The following is a 23,290-nucleotide window of genomic DNA, read 5'->3' as shown; positions in this document are numbered from 1 at the left end:
AGACGCGGTATGCCAAGCGGCCCCCGATAAGGAAACCCCAATGACCCCCGATACCCAGCCCGGCCAAAAGATTGCATGGGACGACAGTGTTCTGCCTTTTCAGCTTGACGGTGCCGACATCCGTGGTCGCGTTGCCCGGTTGGATGGCGCGCTGGAAGGCATCTTGCGCCAGCACAATTACCCGCAGCAAGTGGAAGCGCTGGTGGCTGAAATGGCGCTGCTGACCGCGTTGATCGGGCAAACGATCAAAGTACGCTGGAAGCTCTCGTTGCAGGTACAGTCCAAAGGCGCGGTGCGGATGATTGCCACAGACTATTATGGACCGGAAGCTGACGGAAAATCCGCCCGGATTCGGGCCTATGCCAGCTATGATGCAGATCGTTTGACCGATGCAACACCGTTTGATCAGGTGGGTGAAGGTTACTTTGCGATCATGATTGACCAAGGCGAGGGGATGGCACCGTATCAGGGAATTACGCCCCTTGAAGGTGCATCTCTTTCTGCATGCGCCGAGGCATATTTTGCGCAGTCTGAACAGCTGCCGACCCGGTTCTCGATGAGCTTTGGCCGGTTGTCAGGTCCAAATGAGCCAGAGCATTGGCGCGCTGGTGGTGTAATGTTGCAGCATATGCCCAAAGCCTCACCCTTTGTCGCAAAGGGTGAAGGGTCAGGGGGGGTTCTGACGGCGACTGATCTCGTGCATGGCGATGAAGAAGAAAACTGGAACCGGGTGAATGTATTGCTCGATACAGTAGATGATCTTGAGCTTATCGGACCCAGCATTGCCCCCACGGACCTTTTGTTGCGGCTGTTTCACGAAGAACTGCCACGGGTCTTTGATGCGCAGGCGGTGCGATTTGGGTGCTCGTGTTCCGAAGACCGTGTTCGGCAGAGCCTGTCGATCTATTCGGCCAGAGACATCGAGAAAATGACAACCGATGACGGCCGTGTGACCGCGGATTGTCAGTTCTGCAGTGCGCATTATGACCTGGACCCGGCCACTGTCGGGTTTGAGGCCAATGCGACCAGCGGTGAGTGATCAGGTTCAGCCATATCGGGACGCCTTAGCCCAGACAGGCGTTGGGTCGTCTGACTTTGACCTGAATGCTGATGTGGTGCTGCCTGAGGGGCGCGTATTGCGGCCTGCGGGCGTGCTTGCCCCGATCATCGAGCAAAATGGGCGGCTTGAGCTGCTGTTGACCAAGCGTTCGTCGGCATTGAAACATCACCCCGGCCAGATTGCTTTTCCTGGTGGAAAGCAGGACGAAACCGATGCAGATGTTGTTGCCGCTGCATTGCGCGAGGCGTGCGAAGAAATTGGACTGTCGCCCGGCATCGTCGATATTTTGGGGACGTTGCCATCGCACGAAACTGTAACTGGGTTCAACGTGACGCCGGTCATCGGTTTCATCACTGAACCGTTCAAGATCAGCCCCGAACCCGGTGAGGTCGAAGAAGTGTTCTCTGTTCCGCTGGATCACGTGTTGAATCCCGGAAATTACCTGATTCAGTCCCGGCGGTGGCGCGGGAAACGACGGCATTATTACGTTGTTCCTTACGGGCCCTATTACATCTGGGGCGCAACCGCGCGTATGTTACGGGCATGGACCGATCGAATGACATCGTAATCCCGGCCAAGACCGGCTTTTTGAATGACCCTGAGGCGCAGAGGGTTTGCCGTGTCATTACTGACGCGGGCTATGATGTTTATTTTGTCGGCGGCTGTGTGCGCGATGCAGTGCTTGGGAAACCAGACAGTGACGTGGATATATCAACAAATGCACTGCCAGAGCAGGTCATGTCCCTTGCCGAAGCGGCGGGACTAAAGGCGGTACCCACCGGGATAGACCACGGCACCGTTACAGTGATTGCTGGCAAGGACGCTTTCGAGGTTACAACATTTCGTCGCGATGTGGCGACAGATGGTCGGCGCGCTGTGGTCGCTTTTTCAGACAATATCGCCGATGACGCGCGGCGGCGTGATTTTACCATGAACGCATTATATTCAGACCCAAGCGGGCGCATTATCGATCCACTTGGCGGCCTAACAGATCTCTTGGCGCGCAAGGTCAGGTTTATCGAAGATGCCAACGCACGTATCCAAGAGGACTATCTGAGGATTCTCCGTTTCTTCCGGTTTTCAGCCTGGTACAGCAATCAATTGACGGGCTTTGATCCCGATGCCTTGGCGGCGATTGCGGCAAATACCGGCGGGTTAGAGACGCTTTCGGCAGAACGTGTTGGACAGGAAATGACCAAATTGCTGTCGGCACCCAACCCCGCTCCGGCAATTGCTGCAATGCGCCAAACAGGCGTGCTTTCGGCCATATTGCCGGGTTCGGACGACCAATGGCTTTCGATCGTGGTGCATCTTGAGCAACATCTAAGACTTGATGCGGATTGGGTGGCACGTCTGGCTGCGTTGGGCGGACAGGATGCGGCGGCTCGGCTCAGGCTCAGCAAAGCCAATGCGCGCAAATTGGAACTGTTGCGAGACATCGGATTTTCAGGCCCGCCACTGCCGGAAATCGCTTATCGACATGGGGCGGATATTGCCGGGCAAGCGCTTTTGTTGCGTGCTGCAATGGCTGAGGACACGCCGGAAATAGCTCTGTTAGAGACGATAAAAAGGGCTAGCCAGGCCGTTTTTCCCATAAGGGCGGCCGACCTGATGCCGACATTCGAGGGCCCGGCGTTAGGGGCGCGTCTGGACCTGCTTGAGCGTGAGTGGATCGCTTCCGGTTTTACGCTGAGTGGCGTGCAATTGCTTGATCTGCCGTAGTGGGTCGACAGCCACCTAAAATTTGGCTAGATCAGGTGGCATGGAGATGGAGGAATGCAAAATGTATCGCGGGATCTGGTTCAGCTAAGGCTGACATAACCACACCCCACTGTTGGGCCTGCTGCTGCAGCGCCTGATCATTTTGCGCTATCTATCCTAAGGTTTCCCGCCATGTTCCGTTTTTTTGAGAACCTCGTTAATCCCTATGTGGATTACGATGAACAAGACCATCCGCCCCAGGCGCTTTGGCCATTTCTGCGTGACTATTCGCGGCCATTCTTCTGGGTGTTTGCCCTGACGACTGTCATGTCGATTGTGGTCGCCGCGATCGAGATCGGTTTGATCTACTACATGGGCCGCCTTGTTGACCTGCTGGGCACTGATCCTGAGCAGATGTGGGAGAACTACGGCACTGAGTTGATCATTGTTGCCCTGTTCGTGATCTTTATCCGACCCATCTTGCAGGGGCTGGATGTCGCATTGCTCAACAATACCATCCTGCCCAATTTCGGAACACTGATCCGGTGGCGCGCGCACAGACAGGTGTTGCGGCAATCAGTAGGTTGGTTCGAAAACGATTTTGCGGGGCGGATCGCGAACCGGATCATGCAAACCCCACCCGCCGCGGGCGAGGTCGTGTTTCAGGTGTTTGACGCGATATCCTATTCGCTGGCCTATTTGATCGGGGCCGCGATATTGCTGTCTACTTCTGATCTGCGGCTGTTGATCCCGCTTGTAGGTTGGTTTGCGCTTTATTCTTGTTTGGTGGCCTGGACGGTCAGACGCGTCGGCCCGGCGTCCAAGGCGGCGTCGGATGCGAGGTCTTTGGTAACCGGGCGCGTGGTGGATGCCTATACCAACATTCATTCGGTCAAAATGTTTGCGCATCATGATCTGGAAGTCGATTTTGCCAAAGAAGCGATCGAAGGGGCGCGGAAGACCTTTCAAAAAGAAATGCGGATTTTTACGATCATGGACATGACGCTGGTCGCGTTGAATGGCTTGCTTATTGTCGGCGTTGTCGGCTGGGCATTGGCGCTATGGATTACTGGTGAGGCAAGCGTGGGTGTTGTCGCTGCAGCCACAGCGTTGACCTTGCGGCTCAATTCAATGACCGCATGGATCATGTGGGCATTGTCATCATTTTTCCGCGAGCTGGGTGTCGTGGCCGAAGGGATGGAGACCATCGCACAGCCGATAAGTCTGGTGGATGACCCATCTGCGCCAACGCTTGATCTGTCGCGGGGCAAGATTGAAATGAAGCGGCTGACCCATCACTACGGGCGCGCTTCGGGCGGTTTGCAATCTGTTGACCTTATCGTTCAGCCGGGTGAAAAAATTGGGTTGGTTGGGCGGTCTGGCGTAGGGAAATCGACCCTAGTTAAGCTGTTATTGCGGTTTTACGATGCAGAAGGCGGTCAGATCCTGATTGACGATCAGGACATCACAACAGTGCGGCAAGACAGTTTGCGGCGGCACATTGGGATGGTGCAGCAGGACAGTTCGCTTTTGCACCGATCTGTGCGCGACAACATTCTTTATGGCCGTCCTGATGCAACCGAAGATCAGATGATCGCGGCGGCGAAACAGGCGCAGGCGCACGAGTTTATCCTTGATCTGTCTGATCCTGAAGGGCGGCGCGGCTATGATGCGCGCGTCGGCGAACGCGGTGTGAAATTGTCAGGCGGTCAGCGCCAGCGGATCACGCTGGCCCGTGTGATCCTTAAGGACGCGCCGATCTTGCTGCTGGACGAGGCGACCAGTGCGCTGGACAGCGAAGTCGAAGCCGTTATTCAGGAAACGCTTTATGGGATGATGAAAGGCAAAACCGTGATTGCAATTGCACACCGTCTTTCCACCATCGCCGAGATGGACCGTATACTGGTCATGGATCAGGGCAAGATTGTCGAAGAAGGCAGTCATGACGCGCTTTTGGCACGTGGCGGGCTATATGCAGATTTCTGGGCGCGCCAATCTGGTGGGTTCCTAAAAATGGATGACGAGACGTGAGCATTTCCGACTGGATCAATCCATTCTCTGCCGCAAAGGGCCCGCCGCCTCGATCCCTGGGCGCGTTTATGCGGTGGTGTCTGTCTGGGGCCTGGCCAGTTTTGTGGCTGGCGGCGTTTATTTCGGCCTTTGCCGGCGTGATGGAGGCGGGAACAGCGTGGATACTGGGCCGCATCATTGATGCGACGGTAAAGAGCGGACCGGATCAATTCTTTGACGGGACCAATATTGCCCTGATACTTGGCGCGCTTGCGTTCTTTTTGGTGGTGCGTCCAATCTTTTTTGGCCTTTCGGCAGCATCCAATTCAATTATGGTTGGCCCAAACATAAACCCGATGGTCCTGTCGCGTTTGCACCGCTGGACGTTGGGGCAGAACGTCACCTTTTTCGATGATGATTTTGCTGGACGGATTGCGCAGAAACAGATGCAGACAGCACGTGCTGTTACGGACGTTGCCGTCGAAACGATCAACGTGGTCGCTTTTGCGCTGGCATCCTTGGTCGGGTCGGTCGCCTTGCTGATAGCGATTGATTGGCGTGTCGCGATTGGGTTTTCAGTCTGGCTCGTGCTTTATCTTGCCCTTATCTATTGGTTCCTGCCGCGTGTGCGCAAACGGTCAGCGGGTCGTGCGGGCGCACGCGCGATGGTGTCGGGGCAGGTGGTGGATACGATCACCAATATCAAAACGGTCAAATTGTTTGCCCACGCCGATCATGAGGACCGCGCGGCGCTGGGCGCGATGCAGACGTTTCGGGCGCGCGCATTGGAATTTGGCTATTTGGCCGCGGGTTTTAGGCTGGCTTTGATGAGCCTTGCCGGGCTGCTGCCTGTTTTGCTGTTGGGCGGCACTGTGATGTTGTGGCAACGCGGGTTGGCAACCGAAGGTGACATAGTTGCGGCAGGTGCGATTGCCATTCGCATCGCGCAAATGACTGGATGGGTCAGTTTTACGTTAATGGCGATCTATTCCAGCATTGGCGAGATTGAAGATGGCATGCACACTTTGACCCCGCGCACTCGCCTTGAAGATAAACCAAATGCGCGGGCGCTTGTGGTGTCAGAGGGCCAGATCGACATCTCCGACCTCGGGTTCGCCTATGGTCGCAAAACAGGTGGAATTGACGGCATTTCATTGACCATCAGGCCGGGCGAAAAGTTGGGAATTGTGGGTGCGTCGGGCGCGGGAAAATCGACCTTGGTCGCGTTGCTTTTAAGGCTCTATGAAGCGGAAAAGGGCACAATTTCAATTGATGGATGCGACATTCGGGATGCGACACAAGAAAGCTTGCGACAGAACATTGGTATGGTGACGCAGGAAACAGCGATGTTTAACCGATCTGCGCTTGCTAACATCCTTTACGGTCACCCGGATGCGACAAAGGAACAGGTGGTTGACGCGGCAAAGCGGGCCGAAGCGGATACGTTCATCCAAGACCTGCAGGATCACAAAGGCCGGCGTGGGTATGACGCCCATCTGGGAGAACGCGGCGTCAAGCTTTCTGGTGGGCAACGCCAGCGCATTGCATTGGCGCGGGCCATTTTGAAGGACGCACCGATCCTTATTTTGGATGAAGCAACATCAGCTCTTGATAGCGAGGTCGAAGCGTCCATTCAGGCTGCCCTTGCCCGTGTAATGGAAGGCAAAACCGTCCTTGCCATTGCCCATCGGTTGTCCACGTTGACAGAAATGGACCGTATTGTGGTCATGGACGAGGGCCGCATCGTTGAAAGCGGCACTCATGAAGGGTTGCTGGCACAGGGTGGTCTTTATGCGCGCTATTGGAACCGTCAATCTGGTGGCTTCCTAAACGCGCGGGCCGCCGAATAGGGCTTTAGCATGGTGCTTCACCGCTGTATGGCCGAAGCATGACAGAACATATTATCACGCGTTTGGGTCACCACGGCGACGGCATTGCCGACGGCCCGCTCTATGTGCCGATCAGCCTGCCGGGTGAAGTGGTGACAGGCCGGGTCGACGGGCAAACTTTGCGTGATGTTAAGATCGTCAGGCCGAGCGATAATCGGGTGGCACCACCGTGCAGACATTTCAAATCTTGCGGGGGCTGCCAACTCCAACACGCTTCAGATGAATTCGTCGCGCATTGGAAGTTGGACGTGGTGCGAAATGCGCTGGAAGCGCAGGGATTAGAGACTGTTTTGCGGCCAATAACGACGTCGCCGCCGCAATCGCGCAGACGGGCAACCTTTGCGGCGAAGCGGACCAAGAACGGCGCGATGGCGGGGTTTCATGGCCGAGCGTCTGACGTGGTAATTGAGGTCCCGGGCTGCCAGCTTGTTCAACCCGATGTGCTGATGGGATTGCCGATTGCGGAAAAGCTTGCCGTTGTCGGCACCAGCCGCAAAGCAGCGCTTGCGGTCACGGTCACCTCATCGAAATATGGGCTGGATGTTGCGGCACTGCATGGCAAGTCTCTGGATGGTCCTTTGCGACAGGAGTTGGCCCAGCTTTGTGATCAACTGGGTCTTGCCCGGCTGAGTTGGGATGGCGAAGTGATTGCCATGCGCAACCCGCCGCGCCAACAGTTTGGCAAAGCACAGATCACACCACCACCCGGAGCATTTCTGCAGGCGACGGATCACGGTGAGGTCGCGTTGTTGGCAGCGGTCAAAGAAGCTGTTGGCGACGCTGGTTACGTTCTTGATCTGTTTGCGGGCTGCGGAACATTTTCACTGCCGCTGGCCGAAACAGCCAGAGTGCATGCCGTCGAAAGTGATGCAGAGATGCTGTCTGCGCTGGATCAGGGTTGGCGGATGGCCGAGGGATTGAAACCAGTTACAACTGAGACACGGGATTTGTTCCGTCGACCAATGTTGCCCGATGAGTTGGTCAAGGCGGGGGCCGTTGTGCTTGATCCGCCGCGGGCTGGTGCCGAAAGGCAGGTTGCTGAGTTGATTGAGGCCGCTGTGCCGCGGATCGCCTATGTGTCGTGTAATCCGGTAACGTTTGCCCGGGACGCGCATGTGTTGGTTGCGGCTGGATATACACTGAACTGGGTGCAGGTTGTGGACCAGTTTCGCTGGTCGTCGCATGTCGAATTGGCCGCATCTCTGACCAAGGCAATCTGACCCCCTAAGCCATTGCCCAGAGGCAACAATTGCCCTCATTTTAAGACGCATCACCTCTTTTTGACTGCAAAATATTCGGTTTTATGCTAGTCGGCTTTGAAAAGAGCTGGAAGAGCTTGGGCATTTGGGACAGCAGTACATGAATCGCAGAAATCTAATTCTTGGTGGCACCGCCCTTGTGGCATTTGGGGCGTGCAGCACAAGCAAGTTCAAACGCTACAGTGGTCCTGAAGTGACCTATGTCATCGTGAACAAAGAACAGCGTCGTATGATGCTGCTGCATCATGACAAGGTGCTCGAAGCCTATAAGATCAGGCTTGGGTTCGCGCCAATTGGCCATAAAACATTTGAGGGTGACGGTCGCACGCCTGAGGGTTTGTACCGCATCGACAGACGGAACCCGAACAGCAATTTCCATCTGTCTTTGGGTATTTCCTATCCAAATGAAACGGACCGCGAAGTTGCCAAGGCGCTGGGCAAACAGCCGGGCGGGGACATATTCATTCACGGCCAAAAGGACCCACGGAAAAAAGACAAATCCGATTGGACCTGGGGCTGCATATCAGTGACTAACAAGCAGATAGAAGACATTTACGCGATGGTGCGTGACGGCACACCGATTGCGATCAATCCATAACCACGGTTAAGGTTGGTACTTTCATCGACCCCTTTTTGGGTCAGCTGCCCATCACCAAAGTCCACCAGATTTTGCCACCATTTTCCTGATGCCAGGAAAAACCCATGTTACGGGCGTCTGGTGACATGATCACGCGGCGTGTGTCAGGCTGGTCCATCCAAGCCGCGAGCGTTTCAAGTTCGGTCTCATAGGTTTCCGAGATCGTTTCACCGACCAGGTTGCCAGCATATCCGACCCTTTGGATGCGATCGACAGGGGAAGAGCCGTCCGAGCCAAAGTGCCAAGGACGGTTTTGGACAGACATGTCGCGCGAGTGGGTAGCAGCGGCGGCATTCAAGTTTGAATTAAGCTGAACGGGCGCCACGCCAGCAGAGCCGCGAAGCGCGTTAATCGAATCAAGCATGCGGAACTGGATCTTGCCAGCGTCAGCGCGGCTGATCTTGTAGGCCCTCGGCAATGCCCGGCCATCAGAACCGATTTGTGGCGTTACAGGAGTACAGGCCGCAAGGGCAATCGTTACGGAAAGTAGTACTGATAGAATACGGATCACGGCGCAGCTCCACACAAATTTGATTTTGACTGCCTTACATCGGCATGCGTTGCAGTTCAAACGCACATCGGCGTTACTCTGCTAAATGACGCGGGTTTGATTTGATACTGCGTCTTTCGCGCCATATATACAGGGCAAATGCAGAAAATGCCGATTTATGGAGACATCAAATGTCTGAAAAGCGATTCAATCTTAAAAGCCGCCGGGCTTTTCTGGCCGGTTCCGCAGCTATGCTTGCCGCACCAGCAGTAGCGCAAGACGCAGCTGCTGTGAATTCGGCGGCGACCACGGTGAACGAACGCGATCTGAATGAAACAGTGCGCCGCAATATTTCAAGTTTTCGCACCTTGGACTGGCAGCCTTATTTCTCAAACACGAAGAATGGTGCGATTCTGGTCGATATCGACAGCCGCGCTGTGCACTATTGGTCTGAGAATCAAAGTATTTACAAACTTTACCCCTCAAGCGTCCCCCTGACGGATGATCTGACCCGTCGTGGCCGGACATCGGTGGTTCAGAAGGTCGAAGGCCCAAGCTGGCGGCCGACACCTTCGATGCTTAAGCGCAACCCAGAATGGCCTGCGTTTATCGGACCGGGCCCGGATAATCCGCTTGGGACTCATGCGCTTTACCTGAGCTGGACGTACTACCGCATTCACGGCACTCACGACACACGCAAGATTGGCCGGAAATCGTCGAACGGGTGTATTGGCCTTTATAATGAACACATTGAAGAGCTTTTTGCGATGACCAAGGTCGGCACACAAGTGTTGCTTATTTGACGACATCCGGGTGCATCTGAGGCTGAAAAGTGGAATCTGGGTTTGCAATCACCCGGCGATGCTGTTTAGAAAGTTTCACGAGGTAAGTCTTGGGTGCGTGTGAGTACTTTATTGTGCTGCACGCCTTTTCTGGAGGTTATGAATATGAAAAAACTCGTTCTCGCCGCTGCTCTGTCAGCTGCTGCATCGACTGCATTTGCCGGTTCTTTGGCAGATCCAATCATCGAAGCGCCTGTTATCGTTGAAGAAGCAAACTCTTCTTCTTCTGGCATCCTGATCCCGCTGCTTTTGCTGGTTGTGGTTGCTGCTGCTATTGCTGCCGACTAATCGGTAATAGTTTCTAAAACGAAAAAGGCGGTGTTCTGCACCGCCTTTTTTGCGTTTTAACGACAAGGGATTGGCGAGTCAGGCGAGCCAGCCTTGCAAATTTTCTTCGATAATATTCGACAGCGCGGCGATGTGTGCGTCATCATCGTTGAGGCAGGGAATATAGGTAAATTCTTCACCGCCTGCGTGTTCAAAACTCTCTTTGATCTCTTCGTTGATCTCTTCGAGCGTCTCGATGCAATCGGCTGAAAACGCCGGTGCGCAGACAGCGATATTTTTGTTTCCCGCCTCAGCCTGCCGCGCAACTTCCTCGACGGTGTAGGGCTGCAACCATTCCTCAGGGCCAAACTTTGACTGGAATGTGGTCATGATCTGGGTGTCATCCCACCCCAGACGCTCTTTCAACAGCCGCGTCGTTTTCTGGCATTGGCAATGATACGGGTCGCCTTCTGTCAAATACCGAATGGGTACGCCGTGGTACGAACAGATCAACAGATCAGGTTTGGTTTCAGCCGCCGCATAAGCCGCCTCAATAGATCCAGCAAGGGCATCGATATAATCGGCCCGGTCAAAATACGCAGAGACAGTGCGCGCAGAGGGCTGCCATTTTTCTTTCCCCAGCGCCGCAAAAAATGCATCGTTCGCTGTCGCAGAAGTGGCACCAGCGTAGTGTGGATACAGCGGAAAGAACAAAATCTTCTGACATCCAGCGGCGGTCATTGCGGCGACCTTTGATTGTGTAGAGGGATTGCCGTAGCGCATACAAAAATCGACAATAACGTCATCGCCATAGCGTTCTTGCATCGCCAATGTGATCTTGGCGGTCTGGGCCTTGGTTATAGTCATCAACGGGCTTTCGTTCTCGGCCTCGTTCCAGATGGATTTATATGCGGCACCGCTGGTAAAGGGTCGTTTGCTGAGAATGACCAATTGCAAGAGCGGCTGCCAAAGCCATGGACTGTAATCAATGACACGCCGGTCTGAAAGGAATTCACCCAAGTATCGGCGCATCGACCAGTAATCGTAGTGATCCGGCGTGCCCAAATTCGCCAGCAAGACGCCAACCTTTGGACGGGGCAGTTTTGGATGGTCGGTATCGGCATGTTCCGGGCGCGTAAGCTGCATTCAGTTGTCCTTGGTGTATCTTCGTTTTCTGGTGAAATAGGCGCTGTGCCTCTGGGGTCAATTGGGCAGTTTTGTCTCATCCGTGTGCAAGGCATCTGCAAGCCGCTGTTTGGCGGACCCGGGGCGCAATGGTTTGGGCTGGCTGTCGTCGGGCCCCCAACCGGTCAGGAATATCAGATCGAAGGTTGCAACGATGCGCCCGTCGCCTGTTCCGAAATGGCTGTGGTAAAGATCTGCTGCATGTTCCAGTACTGTTCTCGCCGTTGGGCGGCGCAATCGGGCGTGCAAGGCATTGGTTTCGCCCATTGACTGTAAATCACGCATCAGATGCCACATGTCATCATATTCGACACGTAAAGGCATGGTGTCAGCGACCGGCAACGCAAACCCCGCCCGTTGCAGCAGCGCCCCAAGGTCGCGAAGCTCAGCCATAGGTGCCACGCGAGGGGACATCCCCCCGGTTATCGCGGCCTCTGCCTGGCCCAGACACGCGCGCAATTCATGTAAGGTCTGGCCCCCGAAACACACAGACAGAAACAGCCCATCGGCTTGCAGGGCGCGCCTGCATTGGATCAGTTGCCCCACCGGATCATTGGACCAATGCAACGCCATCGCGTGGACCACCAGATCATGCGCGCCTTGATCGAGGGTCAGCACCTCATCCGCAGGCCCGGCCAGTGCAGCTGGCAATTGCGGTGCCCAAAAATTGGGAAAACCAGTCACAATGGCAGGTGCCTTAAACGATTTGTTAATCAATTCCAGCCGATCCTGAATTTCATCTGCGGCAGATTGGTGCAGGAACATGCCTGCCGAGGTCGCGCGTGCGCGGTTGCGGGCAAGTTTTGCAAGATCGGTCATGATGGGCTGTGCAGTCATTAAGGATCAATATGACGTTGTTGCAGGGATTTCAAACTGCGTTGAACTTTGTCTATCCGGCGCGGTGTCTGACCTGTGGTGCGATGGTGGACAGCGATTTTGGCCTATGTGGGCCATGCTGGCGCGATACGGCATTTGTCGGCGGGGCCGCCTGTGACCGTTGCGGTGTGCCCTTGCCGGGTGTTGATGTCAGTGGCTCACTACAATGTGATGGCTGCCTTGCGGTCCCCCGGCCATGGGTTCAGGGGCGTGCGGCCTTGGTGTATCGCGATACGGGCCGTAAACTGGTGCTTGCCCTGAAACACGGTGACCGACAGGAAATCGCCCGCCCTGCATCATTATGGATGGCCAATGTGGTGCAAAGCATCGCACCTGAAAATGCGCTGATTGCGCCAGTTCCGCTGCATTGGCTCAGACTGATGAAGCGGCGTTACAACCAATCCGCATTGCTTGCCAAAGCTTTATCAACGCGGCTGGAGAAAGAATGGTGCCCGGATCTTCTGCAAAGGGTTCAGCGCACCAGCTCCTTGGATGGGTTGGGTGGCCAGGAACGGTTCCAAATGTTGGAAAACTCGATCCGTGTTCACCCAAAACGGCGACACAGATTGGCTGGCCGTTCGATCCTATTGGTGGATGATGTAATGACCTCTGGTGCGACGTTGACCGCCGCCACACAGGCATGCCTTGACGCGGGTTCTGGGACAGTGCGCGTGGTAACACTGGCGCGCGTCGCAAAAGATACCTAAATCTGGTGCCAACATCGCGTTCAAAGAGGCCCAGCCATGAAACCTGTCGAAATCTATACCTCGCCGCTGTGCGGCTATTGCCACGCTGCCAAACGATTGCTGACCCAAAAAGGCGTCAGTTTTTCTGAAGTCAACGTGTTGGCGGAACCGGGGCGGAAGGCCGAAATGATGCAACGTGCAAATGGTGGGCGTACCGTGCCACAGATTTTTATCGGTGATACGCATGTGGGCGGTTCTGACGAGCTGCATGCGCTAGAACGCGCGGGCAAGCTGGACGCTTTGTTGGCCGCATAATGAAAGCGGCGCTTTTACAGCTGAATGTTTCGGATGATCCGGTGGCAAACCTGCCAGTGACCGTCCAGTTGGTTCGGGATGCAGCGGCGCAGGGCGCGCAGTTCATCCTGACCCCCGAGGTCACAAATTGCGTCTCGACAAGCAGAGAACATCAAAAAAGCGTATTGCAGCTTGAGGCGGACGACATCACATTGGCCGCTCTGCGGCAGGTCGCGTCGGACACCGATATCTGGCTGTTGATTGGATCGCTGGCACTAAAGACCGTGGACGCTGACGGGCGGTTTGCGAACCGATCCTTCCTGATTGCGCCTGATGGGTCGATTGCCGCGCGATATGACAAGATCCATATGTTTGATGTTCAGATCAACGAAACAGAGACTTATCGCGAATCAGCAGGCTACCGTCCCGGTACGCAGGCGGTGATGGCCCAAACGCCTTTTGCAAATATCGGATTGAGCATTTGCTATGACATGCGGTTTCCGCTGCTCTATCAGGCGCTGGCAAGCGCCGGGGCGCAAATCCTGACCGCGCCAGCGGCCTTTTCGCCGGTGACCGGTGCCGCGCATTGGCATGCCCTGCTGCGGGCGCGGGCGATTGAGACGGGTTGTTTTGTCTTGGCACCTGCACAGACCGGGACCCATGCCAGCACAAACCATAAAACCCGCGATACCTATGGCCATTCCCTGGTCGTTGATCCCTGGGGAGAAGTGATTTTGGACGCCAAAACAGACACTGGCGTTTACATCTTTGATCTGAATATGGAAAAAGGGGTGGCAGCACGCCAAAAGGTGCCAAGCCTTGCCAATAGGCGCAGGTTCTCAGACCCCTGATCGGGCCCAGACATGACAGATGAAAAGAACACTCTTGCGATTCTGCTGTTCAGCGAACTGCTGGCAGCGGATCAATCTGTGCGAAGCCGGCTGACACGGGTCTTGCCGAAGGGCATGGAAATCTCGCATTTTTCGGTTCTCAATAATCTGGCGTGGCACGGCAGCGAACGGTCCCCTGCCAAACTTGCAGAGACATTCAACGTCACGCGCGGTGCGATGACCAACACGCTGAACAAACTGGAATGGGCAGGATACATTCACATCCGGCCCGATTGGGATGATGCCCGCCGCAAGATGGTCGGGATCAGCCCGGCAGGTCGATTGGCGCATGTGAATGCGATCTCTGCGATTACCCCGATGATCAACAAAGTTGTTGATGAGTTGGGCGAAGATCAGGCGCGTGCCGCCCTGCCGATTTTGCGAGAAATCCGCCGTCAGCTTGGCTGATCAGGTTTCGTGCTGGCGGTGACGTAATTCACGCTGAGGTCCCGATCTGACAACCGCCACGACCACGCGATCGGGTTAAACACAAACCCCTTGCGGTCGACCGGATCAAGGCCCGCCTGCCGCAGCAGATCAAACAATTCATCGGGCGTGATAAATTTTGCCCATTCATGCGTTCCCTTGGGCAACCAGCGCATCACATGTTCCGCGCCCACAATCGCCATCATGAAGGATTTTGGATTGCGGTTAATCGTCGAGCAAATATGCAGGCCACCCGGTTTCAGCAATTGTCGGCACGCGGTCAGATAGTCGATGGGGGACGCGACATGTTCGACGACTTCCATGTTGAGGACTGCGTCAAATTGCTCGCCTGCGGCGGCCATCGCTTCGGCCGTGGTGTGACGATAATCAATCTCCAGCCCGGATTGCCGGGCATGCACCTGCGCCACCGGGATATTACGTTCTGCCGCATCGGCACCGACGACGTCAGCACCAAGACGGGCCATCGGTTCGGACAGCAAGCCACCACCGCATCCAATATCAAGGATGCGTAGACCTTTGAATGGTTCAGGTGACTTCAGATCACGATCAAACTCACCCGCGATCTGAGTGGTGATATAGTCCAGCCTGCACGGGTTCAGCATGTGCAATGGCTTGAATTTACCGTTCAAATCCCACCACTCAGCGGCCATCGCCTCAAACTTTGCAATCTCGGCGGGGTCTACGGTTGTTTGATGCGCTTGCATTCTGCGCTCCCTATGCTCTTTAGTCCTGACAGACTATATAGGGCTTCGATGGACAAATTTCCCGATCAAAAACGCGCGGTACAGTATCTTTATCCGCCGATCGACCCTTTCAACCAACGAATGTTGGCTGTTGGGCAGGGTCATAGCATCTATGTTGAACAATGCGGTAACCCTGATGGCATCCCTGTTGTGGTGCTGCATGGCGGGCCGGGCGGCGGGTGCAGCCCGTCGATGCGACGCTATTTTGATCCGGATAAATATCGGGTGATTTTGTTTGATCAGCGGGGATGTGGGCGGTCCCGGCCGCATGCGTCTGTGACGGACAATACAACCTGGCATCTGGTTGCGGATATTGAGCTGATTCGCACAACGCTTGGGATTGACGGCTGGATTGTCTTTGGCGGGTCCTGGGGGGCCACCCTTGCCCTGATATATGCGCAAAGCCATCCGGAAGTTGTGCGTCACCTGGTGTTGCGCGGTGTCTTTTTGATGACGCAGGCCGAACTTGACTGGTTCTACGGCGGCGGTGCCGGCAAATTCTGGCCCGAGGTTTGGGCCCGGTTTGCGGCGTTGATCCCGGAAAAGGAACGCGGCGACATGATCTCGGCGTATCATCAGCGCCTGTTTTCAGGCGATCTGCCAACGGAACAGAAATACGGCAAGGCATGGGCCGCGTGGGAAAATGCGCTGGCGTCCATACATTCGTCAGGCACCGCGCACGAAGGGCCGGCAGACTATGCACGGGCTTTTGCGCGACTTGAGAACCACTATTTCACCAATGCGGGCTTTCTGGAATTTGATGGGCAGATCCTGGCCCATATGAAGCGTATCGCCCACATACCGGGTGTGATCGTACAGGGGCGTTATGACATGATCTGTCCTCCGACAAACGCATTTGCATTGTCAGAGCGCTGGGCGAAGAGCGAACTCAAAATGGTTCGCAATGCCGGGCATGCATTGTCTGAGCCGGGGATCAGCGCGGAGTTGGTGCGCGCGATGGATCGGATCGCGGCGGAATGACAAGGCGCAATTCCCTTTTGGATCGTCGCGCACTTTTTGCTTCTGGTGCTGCTGCCGCCTTGCTGGCGGCGTCGGGTGTGTCTGCGGCCGGGATACCACGCGCCGGGGGACGTCTGCGGATGGCGCTGTCAGATGCCGCGCGCGATGATACATGGGCCAATGGCGAAGGCCTTTTTATGCAAATTGCCCGACAGGGGTTGGTGTTTGACACATTGACCGAAGTTGCCGCAGACGGAACGTTGCGGGCTGAACTGGCGACCGGATGGCACACGTCTGACGCTGGGCGCACGTGGCGGTTCGATCTGCGACCAGCAGTGAGGTTTCACGATGACACGCCTCTCACTGCAAAAGATGTTGCCAGGAGTCTTGCTGCCGTCTTTGGCTTGGGGGCCACATGTATCGCTGATGGGAAATATGCGGTCACTATCGCATTGAACGCGCCAAATCCCGGGCTGCCGTTGCTTTTGGCGCAGCCGGAATTTGTCATCCGTCCAGCGCATGCACCGCAGTCTGGCATTGGGACGGGCCTTTACCGCGCCAAACATTTTGCGCCGGGTCAGCAGCTTGTAACCGAGCGGGTTTCCGCCCACTACAAAGATGGGGAGGCTGGATGGTTTGATGAGGTTGAGTTGGTGTCGATCCCATCTGAGGAAGTGCGCATTCAGGCGCTGGCGGAAATTCTGGTGGATGCGGTCAACGTGACAGATGCGGACGGGGTCACGGACTTGCCCGACATTGCGTTGCTGCCCCATCGCCGCATGCCTTCTGCTGCGGTTTCGCGCGACATAGCACATCCGGCGCAGATCAGCCCATTACGCCCGCTCGACAATCTGCGTGCAGCAGAGCGCTGGTGGTTTGGATAGGCCGCGCTTCAGACTCCGCTTGCAGTTATCGCCTATCCACCCTATATCCCTTTTTAACAGCGGCGCGTTCGGGTCCAAACCAAATGCACCACCGATCTTGAACACGGGCCGCGCGCCCGTTTTTTTGTGCCCAAGGACAACATGAACAACGACCTGATTGCCAAAGCTGCCATTGACCGCCGCATGGCCGAGATCATCACACCGGTGATTGAGGATATGGGGTTCGAATTGGTGCGCGTGCGGTTGATGTCGGGCAAGACCACGATTTTGCAGATCATGGCGGATCGGCCAGAGGCGGGCATCGAAGTGGATGAGCTTGCCCTGATCTCACAGGCAATTGGTGCGACACTGGATGTCGAGGATCCGATTATCGAAGAATATACCCTTGAGGTGTCCAGCCCCGGTATTGACCGTCCGCTGACCCGGCTCAAGGATTTCGACATGTTCGAAGGCTATGAGGCCAAGATTGAAACCGAAGAGCTGATTGACGGCCGCCGCCGTTTCAAGGGCGAGCTGGCGGGTGTTGAAGGTGACGAAGTCCTGATCAACGTCGAAGAGGGCACGATTGGGTTGAAGTTCGACTGGCTGTCGGATGCCAAATTGGTGCTGACCGATGAGTTGATCAAAGAAATGCTGCGCCAGCGCAAAGCGTCGGGCGCAATTGACGAAACCAAGTTTGATGAGATCCAGACTGAAGAGTCTGATGAGGGAGACACCTAATGGCCATTACATCTGCAAACCAGCTTGAGTTGTTGCAAACCGCCGAGGCGGTTGCGCGCGAAAAGATGATCGATCCCGGTCTGGTCATTGAGGCGATGGAAGAATCGCTCGCCCGTGCAGCGAAGTCGCGGTATGGCGCAGAAATGGACATTCGCGTGGCAATCGACCGTAAGACAGGTCGTGCGACATTCACCCGTGTCCGTACTGTTGTGGCAGACGACGAGCTTGAGAATTATCAGGCGGAATTCACGGTCGAACAGGCCAAACAATATATGGAAAACCCGGAGATTGGTCAGACCTTTGTTGAGGAAGTGCCGCCCGTTGAAATGGGCCGTATCGCCGCACAATCCGCCAAGCAGGTGATCTTGCAAAAAGTCCGCGAAGCTGAACGTGACCGTCAGTACGAAGAATTCAAAGACCGCGCCGGAACAATCATCAACGGTCTGGTCAAGCGCGAAGAATATGGCAACGTCATCGTTGATGTGGGCGCGGGCGAAGCAATTTTGCGCCGCAACGAGAAAATTGGCCGCGAATCTTATCGCCCCAATGACCGCATCCGCGTCTACATCAAAGAAGTTCGTCGCGAACAACGTGGCCCACAGATATTCTTGAGCCGTACAGCGCCAGAATTCATGGCTGAGTTGTTCAAAATGGAAGTGCCAGAGATCTACGATGGCATTATCGAGATCAAGGCCGTTGCCCGCGACCCCGGATCGCGCGCAAAGATAGCCGTGATAAGCTATGACAATTCTATCGACCCAGTGGGTGCCTGCGTTGGTATGCGCGGTAGCCGCGTTCAGGCCGTTGTGAACGAGCTTCAGGGCGAAAAGATCGACATCATTCCATGGAATGAAGATCAGCCAACCTTCCTTGTGAACGCATTGCAGCCCGCGGAAGTCAGCAAAGTTGTTCTGGATGAAGAAGCCGGCAAGATCGAAGTTGTCGTGCCGGAAGAACAGTTGTCGCTTGCCATTGGCCGTCGCGGTCAAAACGTGCGTCTGGCGTCACAGCTGACCGGTCTTGATATCGACATCATGACAGAAGAGCAGGAAAGCCAGCGCCGTCAGGCCGAATTTGAGCTGCGCACCAAGCTGTTCATGGACAACCTGGATCTGGACGAATTCTTTGCTCAGCTGCTGGTGTCCGAAGGGTTCACGAACCTTGAGGAAGTTGCTTACGTTGAAGTTGAAGAATTGCTGGTCATCGACGGTGTTGACGAAGACACCGCTGGCGAATTGCAGGCCCGTGCCCGCGATGTGCTGGAGGCTAAAAACAAAGCAGCGATGGATGCCGCCCGTGCCTTGGGTGTTGAGGACAGCCTGGTTGAATTTGAGGGTCTGACACCCCAGATGCTAGAGGCGCTGGGCAAAGACGAAGTGAAAACGCTGGAGGACTTTGCAACCTGCGCGGATTGGGAATTGGCGGGTGGCTGGACCACGGTTGATGGCGAACGTGTCAAAGACGACGGGGTCCTTGAGCCCTTTGATGTTTCTTTGGAAGACGCTCAGGCCATGATCATGACCGCGCGCATCATGCTGGGCTGGGTAGATCCTGCCGATCTGGAGCCGGATGCGACGGAAGAAGACGAAGAGTTGACTGAGGAGGCCGAGGCCTGATCGCAGGCCTCGGAAGAACCTGATGGGTCGCGGTGGCGTTCCAAAAGACCGAGAAGACGGTCCTGATCGCAAGTGCATTGCCACGGGTGACGTGCAACCAAAACATGGGTTGGTGCGTTTTGTTCTGGGTCCTGACGATCAGGTTGTACCTGACATACTTGGTAAGCTACCTGGGCGGGGCATTTACGTTGCGGCGGACCGAGCGACGATTGAGTTGGCTGTTCAGAAAAATCTGTTCTCACGGGCTGCTAAACGGCCGGTCAAAGTCCCGGAGGGTTTGGCGGACGAGGTTGAAAAGCAACTTGCGCGCCGTGTGGTCGACCTGATCTCGCTGCAGCGCAAGGCGGGAAAAGCGGTTGCCGGCTATGAGAAGGTCAAAGGCTGGCTGCAAATGGAAGAGGCCGAGGTTCTGGTGCAGGCCGTTGATGGATCTGGACGCGGCAAATCGAAACTAAGTACGCCGCATTATGGCCATTACATTGGTTGGCTGACGGCGGATGAATTGGGTTTGGCATTCGGTCGCCAAACTGTGATACATGGGGCGCTCGCCTCTGGTGGACTCACGCAACGTGTTGTAGAGGAAGCCGGAAGACTTAAAGGCGTGCGCGTAATCGAGGCTGGCAAGGGCCAGTCGAAAGGATAGACAATCGTAATGAGCGATAGTGACGGTAGAAAAACATTGGGTCTGGGCGGTTCGCGTCCAAGCAACGTAAAGCAAAGCTTTAGCCATGGCCGGACCAAGAACGTTGTGGTCGAAACCAAGCGCAAGCGCGTTGTGGTGCCAAAACCGGGTGGGCAAAAGCCATCTGGCCCTGGTGCCGGACCTGTCAGCGATCCTACTAAACGCCCGGCAGGCATTACTGATGCCGAAATGGACCGTCGCCTGAAGGCAGTTCAGGCCGCGAAGGCACGCGAGACTGAAGAAGCAGCCGCACGTGAGGCTGACGAAAAGGCGCGCGCAGAAGACCGCGAACGCCGCCGTGCCGAGATTGAGGCCAAAGAGGCCGAAGATCGCGAGCGCGAAGAGAGCCTCAAGGCGAAGGCAGACGAAGAAGAGCGCGCAAAGCGTGAAGCAGCGGCCGTGGCCCAAGCTGCTGCGGCACCATCTGAGCCCGCAGCCGCCCGGCCAGCCCCAAACAAACCTGCCCCCGGCCCCACTGCCCGCAAGACGGATCGTGACCGCGAGGAAACCGACAAACGGAATAAGCAGGGCGAAGATAACCGTCGCTCTGGCAAGCTGACGTTGAATCAGGCGCTTTCTGGTGGCGAGGGTAGTCGCCATCGTTCGATGGCACAGATGAAACGCAAGCAGGAACGTGCGCGTCAGAAAGCCATGGGTGGCAATGTTGAACGCGAAAAGATCGTGCGCAACGTGAACTTGCCCCCTGCCATTGTTGTGTCAGAGCTGGCTTCTCGCATGGCCGAGAAAACCGGTGCAGTCGTCAAGGCGTTGATGAACAACGGTATGATGGTGACGCAGAATGAAACGATTGATGCGGATACCGCCGAACTGATTATCGAGGAATTTGGACACAAAGTTGTCCGCGTTTCAGATGCCGACGTCGAAGACGTGATCAAACTGGCGGAAGATGATCCCAAAGACCTTGTGGATCGTCCACCGGTCATCACGATTATGGGCCACGTCGACCACGGCAAAACATCTTTGCTCGATGCCATTCGCAATGCCAAGGTTGTGGCGGGTGAGGCTGGCGGGATCACCCAGCATATTGGTGCCTATCAGGTCACAACCGATAGCGGCCAAGTGCTGTCGTTCCTTGATACACCGGGTCACGCGGCGTTTACGTCGATGCGGTCACGCGGTGCTCAGGTCACGGATATTGTCGTATTGGTTGTTGCTGCAGATGATGCCGTCATGCCGCAAACCATTGAGGCGATTGCACACGCAAAAGCGGCTAAGGTGCCGATGATTGTTGCAATCAACAAGATCGACAAGCCAGCAGCCAACCCTGACAAAGTGCGCACTGATCTTTTGCAGCACGAGGTCATCGTCGAAAAGATGTCCGGTGAAGTCCAGGACGTGGAGGTTTCGGCAACCACCGGGCAAGGCCTGGACGAGTTGCTTGAAGCCATCGCATTGCAGTCTGAAATCCTTGAGTTGAAGGCTAACCCAAATCGCGCCGCTGTCGGTGCCGTGATTGAGGCTCAGCTTGACGTGGGCCGCGGCCCTGTCGCGACTGTTCTGATCCAGAATGGCACGCTGCGCCAAGGCGACATTTTCGTTGTCGGCGAACAGTACGGTAAAGTTCGTGCCCTGATCAACGACCAGGGTGAGCGCGTCAAAGAGGCCGGACCATCAGTCCCTGTTGAGGTTCTTGGCCTGAACGGCACACCCGAAGCGGGTGATGTGCTGAACGTGACAGAAACCGAAGCGCAGGCGCGTGAGATTGCCACCTATCGCGAGAAAGCTGCAAAAGACAAACGCGCTGCGGCTGGTGCGGCGACGACGCTGGAACAGTTGATGGCGAACGCCAAAGCCGACGAAGACGTCAGCGAACTGCCGATTTTGGTGAAAGCCGATGTGCAGGGTTCAGCCGAAGCGATCGTTCAGGCGATGGAAAAGATCGGCAATGACGAAGTGCGCGTGCGCGTGCTGCATTCCGGTGTCGGTGCGATTACGGAAACCGATGTCGGCCTGGCTGAAGCATCAGGCGCGCCTATCATGGGCTTTAACGTTCGTGCCAATGCATCTGCGCGCAACACCGCCAACCAAAAAGGCGTCGAGATCCGATATTATTCGGTGATCTATGATCTTGTGGACGATGTGAAATCGGCGGCGTCCGGCTTGCTCAGCAACGAGATCAAAGAGAACTTTATCGGATATGCGAATATCAAAGAGGTCTTTAAGGTCACGGGTGTTGGCAAGGTCGCGGGCTGTCTCGTCACCGAAGGTATCGCACGCCGGTCGGCTGGTGTGCGCCTGTTGCGCGACAACGTTGTGATCCATGAAGGTACGCTCAAGACACTCAAGCGCTTTAAAGACGAAGTGCCGGAAGTACAGTCAGGTCAGGAATGTGGCATGGCGTTTGAGAATTACGATGATGTCCGCCCAGGCGATGTCATCGAGATTTTTGAGCGCGAGGAAGTGACCCGTACGTTGAGCTAAGTTAGGCGAGACAAGGTATTCGAAAAGGGGCTGCGGTAACGCGGCCCTTTTTTCGTTTCACGATTTGTTGAGAACCGGCATTCCGGAAAAAATAGTGTCGTCAACCTTCACCGCAATCCGTCCATCAGGCATATCTTTGACAAAAATGCCCTGAACGTAAACGCAGCTTCCGATTATTATTGTACGTAGCATCCGACTTCCCCCCCAGAAAGTTAAACCTATTCTAGACAACAATGATGTAATTACTACAAGATTGTTTCAAAAGTGCGGATAATGCGAGCGAAATGTTGCCCGAATTGCCCAAAATGGCATCATAGCCAGTCTCTGAGAATGGGGATAAGGGGTAAATCGGCTGCGGGCATGGGGTAATTCCGCATGTCGTTGACCCGCACCCATTTGAGCGCCTGCGCCTCGCGAGGGGTCGGCGTCCCTTCCCATTTGCGGCAGGCGAACAACGGCATCAGCAGATGAAACTCATCATACGAGTGGCTGGCAAACGTCAGCGGGGCCAAACAGGAGGCCCAGGTGTTGATGCCCAGCTCTTCTTCCAGTTCCCGGATTAACGCGAGTTCCGGGGTCTCGCCCTGCTCTACTTTGCCGCCGGGGAATTCCCATAGACCCGCCATCGACTTGCCTGCAGGGCGCTGCGCCAAGAGCACTCGGCCGTCGACGTCGATCAGAGCGACGGCGGATACCAGCACAACTTTCAT

At 55.6% G+C, this 23,290-nt stretch carries 24 protein-coding genes; 19 read left to right on the top strand and 5 right to left on the bottom strand.

Translation table 11 applies throughout. The features are described 5' to 3' along the window. The first annotated feature begins 40 nt into the window (after positions 1–40). The 7 genes from hslO (at position 41) to ACEWL3_RS00305 (ending at position 8,517) form a co-directional block, all read left to right on the top strand. Positions 41–1,039, top strand: coding sequence for an Hsp33 family molecular chaperone HslO (gene hslO, locus ACEWL3_RS00335; RefSeq protein WP_386177052.1), 999 nt, complete (start codon positions 41–43; stop codon positions 1,037–1,039). Then, complete coding sequence (locus ACEWL3_RS00330; protein ID WP_386177051.1) at positions 1,020–1,628, top strand: CoA pyrophosphatase; 609 nt, start codon at positions 1,020–1,022, stop codon at positions 1,626–1,628. Before hslO ends, ACEWL3_RS00330 begins: the two co-directional genes overlap by 20 nt. Continuing rightward, entirely contained in the window at positions 1,604–2,782 is a 1,179-nt protein-coding gene (locus ACEWL3_RS00325) for a CCA tRNA nucleotidyltransferase (RefSeq protein ID WP_386177050.1), read from the top strand. Before ACEWL3_RS00330 ends, ACEWL3_RS00325 begins: the two co-directional genes overlap by 25 nt. 171 nt (positions 2,783–2,953) lie before the next feature. Continuing rightward, positions 2,954–4,792, top strand: coding sequence for an ABC transporter ATP-binding protein (locus tag ACEWL3_RS00320; protein WP_386177049.1), 1,839 nt, complete (start codon positions 2,954–2,956; stop codon positions 4,790–4,792). Next, positions 4,789–6,621 carry an ABC transporter ATP-binding protein gene (locus ACEWL3_RS00315; RefSeq protein ID WP_386177048.1) on the top strand — a complete coding sequence of 611 codons (1,833 nt, stop codon included), beginning with the start codon at positions 4,789–4,791 and terminating at the stop codon, positions 6,619–6,621. The genes ACEWL3_RS00320 and ACEWL3_RS00315 overlap by 4 nt, the downstream gene beginning before the upstream one ends. Before the next feature lie 38 nt (positions 6,622–6,659). After that, complete coding sequence (locus ACEWL3_RS00310; protein ID WP_386177047.1) at positions 6,660–7,880, top strand: class I SAM-dependent RNA methyltransferase; 1,221 nt, start codon at positions 6,660–6,662, stop codon at positions 7,878–7,880. Positions 7,881–8,019: 139 nt separating this feature from the next. Next, the gene (locus ACEWL3_RS00305) at positions 8,020–8,517 is read left to right on the top strand and encodes a L,D-transpeptidase family protein (RefSeq protein ID WP_386177046.1); all 498 of its coding nucleotides are present in this window, start codon (positions 8,020–8,022) and stop codon (positions 8,515–8,517) included. Between the two features lie 40 nt (positions 8,518–8,557). On the opposite strand, the gene dalA is transcribed toward ACEWL3_RS00305, so the two are convergent. After that, the gene (dalA, locus tag ACEWL3_RS00300) at positions 8,558–9,067 is read right to left on the bottom strand and encodes a divisome-associated lipoprotein DalA (protein WP_386177045.1); all 510 of its coding nucleotides are present in this window, start codon (positions 9,065–9,067) and stop codon (positions 8,558–8,560) included. A 170-nt stretch (positions 9,068–9,237) separates the two neighbouring features. Here dalA and ACEWL3_RS00295 point away from each other — a divergent pair, with 170 nt between their 5' ends. Both ACEWL3_RS00295 and ACEWL3_RS00290 read left to right on the top strand, forming a co-directional pair. Further along, positions 9,238–9,849 (top strand): L,D-transpeptidase, encoded by a 612-nt coding sequence (locus ACEWL3_RS00295; RefSeq protein ID WP_386177044.1) that lies wholly within the window; start codon positions 9,238–9,240, stop codon positions 9,847–9,849. A gap of 144 nt (positions 9,850–9,993) precedes the next feature. Beyond that, positions 9,994–10,176: a hypothetical protein gene (locus ACEWL3_RS00290; protein WP_114880285.1), complete on the top strand. Its 183-nt coding sequence runs from the start codon at positions 9,994–9,996 to the stop codon at positions 10,174–10,176. A gap of 78 nt (positions 10,177–10,254) precedes the next feature. Here the strand turns inward: ACEWL3_RS00290 and hemH are convergent, their stop codons facing one another. Then, a complete protein-coding gene (hemH, locus tag ACEWL3_RS00285) occupies positions 10,255–11,301 on the bottom strand; it encodes a ferrochelatase (protein WP_386177043.1) in 1,047 nt (348 codons plus the stop codon). A gap of 57 nt (positions 11,302–11,358) precedes the next feature. Next, positions 11,359–12,177, bottom strand: a complete 819-nt coding sequence (locus ACEWL3_RS00280; protein ID WP_386177042.1) for a methyltransferase domain-containing protein — start codon at positions 12,175–12,177, stop codon at positions 11,359–11,361. Positions 12,178–12,188: 11 nt separating this feature from the next. On the opposite strand from ACEWL3_RS00280, the gene ACEWL3_RS00275 reads away from it, so the two are divergent. From ACEWL3_RS00275 to ACEWL3_RS00260, 4 genes are read left to right on the top strand one after another with little or no spacing between them, the layout of a single operon-like run. Continuing rightward, the gene (locus tag ACEWL3_RS00275; protein WP_386177041.1) at positions 12,189–12,923 is read left to right on the top strand and encodes a ComF family protein; all 735 of its coding nucleotides are present in this window, start codon (positions 12,189–12,191) and stop codon (positions 12,921–12,923) included. Positions 12,924–12,959: 36 nt separating this feature from the next. Continuing rightward, the gene (gene grxC / locus ACEWL3_RS00270; protein WP_386177040.1) at positions 12,960–13,217 is read left to right on the top strand and encodes a glutaredoxin 3; all 258 of its coding nucleotides are present in this window, start codon (positions 12,960–12,962) and stop codon (positions 13,215–13,217) included. Continuing rightward, positions 13,217–14,047: a carbon-nitrogen hydrolase family protein gene (locus ACEWL3_RS00265; protein WP_386177039.1), complete on the top strand. Its 831-nt coding sequence runs from the start codon at positions 13,217–13,219 to the stop codon at positions 14,045–14,047. Before grxC ends, ACEWL3_RS00265 begins: the two co-directional genes overlap by 1 nt. Positions 14,048–14,059: 12 nt before the next feature. Next, positions 14,060–14,494 carry a MarR family winged helix-turn-helix transcriptional regulator gene (locus ACEWL3_RS00260; RefSeq protein WP_114876700.1) on the top strand — a complete coding sequence of 145 codons (435 nt, stop codon included), beginning with the start codon at positions 14,060–14,062 and terminating at the stop codon, positions 14,492–14,494. On the opposite strand, the gene ubiG is transcribed toward ACEWL3_RS00260, so the two are convergent. Continuing rightward, a complete protein-coding gene (ubiG, locus tag ACEWL3_RS00255; protein ID WP_114876701.1) occupies positions 14,482–15,237 on the bottom strand; it encodes a bifunctional 2-polyprenyl-6-hydroxyphenol methylase/3-demethylubiquinol 3-O-methyltransferase UbiG in 756 nt (251 codons plus the stop codon). The two genes, ACEWL3_RS00260 and ubiG, sit on opposite strands and share 13 nt — an antisense overlap. A gap of 48 nt (positions 15,238–15,285) precedes the next feature. Here ubiG and pip point away from each other — a divergent pair, with 48 nt between their 5' ends. From pip to infB, 6 genes are all read left to right on the top strand, one after another. After that, a complete protein-coding gene (gene pip, locus ACEWL3_RS00250) occupies positions 15,286–16,257 on the top strand; it encodes a prolyl aminopeptidase (protein WP_386177038.1) in 972 nt (323 codons plus the stop codon). After that, positions 16,254–17,120: an ABC transporter substrate-binding protein gene (locus tag ACEWL3_RS00245; protein WP_386177037.1), complete on the top strand. Its 867-nt coding sequence runs from the start codon at positions 16,254–16,256 to the stop codon at positions 17,118–17,120. Before pip ends, ACEWL3_RS00245 begins: the two co-directional genes overlap by 4 nt. A 141-nt stretch (positions 17,121–17,261) precedes the next feature. Further along, positions 17,262–17,840, top strand: a complete 579-nt coding sequence (rimP, locus tag ACEWL3_RS00240) for a ribosome maturation factor RimP (protein WP_386177036.1) — start codon at positions 17,262–17,264, stop codon at positions 17,838–17,840. After that, complete coding sequence (gene nusA / locus ACEWL3_RS00235; RefSeq protein ID WP_386177035.1) at positions 17,840–19,456, top strand: transcription termination factor NusA; 1,617 nt, start codon at positions 17,840–17,842, stop codon at positions 19,454–19,456. The genes rimP and nusA overlap by 1 nt, the downstream gene beginning before the upstream one ends. A 22-nt stretch (positions 19,457–19,478) precedes the next feature. Further along, on the top strand, positions 19,479–20,099 hold the full coding sequence (locus ACEWL3_RS00230) for an RNA-binding protein (protein WP_386177034.1): 621 nt from the start codon (positions 19,479–19,481) through the stop codon (positions 20,097–20,099). Between the two features lie 9 nt (positions 20,100–20,108). Further along, positions 20,109–22,580: a translation initiation factor IF-2 gene (gene infB, locus ACEWL3_RS00225; protein ID WP_386177033.1), complete on the top strand. Its 2,472-nt coding sequence runs from the start codon at positions 20,109–20,111 to the stop codon at positions 22,578–22,580. A 311-nt stretch (positions 22,581–22,891) separates the two neighbouring features. On the opposite strand, the gene ACEWL3_RS00220 is transcribed toward infB, so the two are convergent. After that, complete coding sequence (locus ACEWL3_RS00220) at positions 22,892–23,290, bottom strand: (deoxy)nucleoside triphosphate pyrophosphohydrolase (RefSeq protein WP_386177866.1); 399 nt, start codon at positions 23,288–23,290, stop codon at positions 22,892–22,894.

Source organism: Sulfitobacter sediminivivens (assembly GCF_042611115.2).
GTDB classification, from domain to species: domain Bacteria; phylum Pseudomonadota; class Alphaproteobacteria; order Rhodobacterales; family Rhodobacteraceae; genus Sulfitobacter; species Sulfitobacter sediminivivens.
The sequence above is the reverse complement of the archived record's forward strand: the minus strand, read 5'-3'. Positions and strand labels throughout refer to the sequence as shown.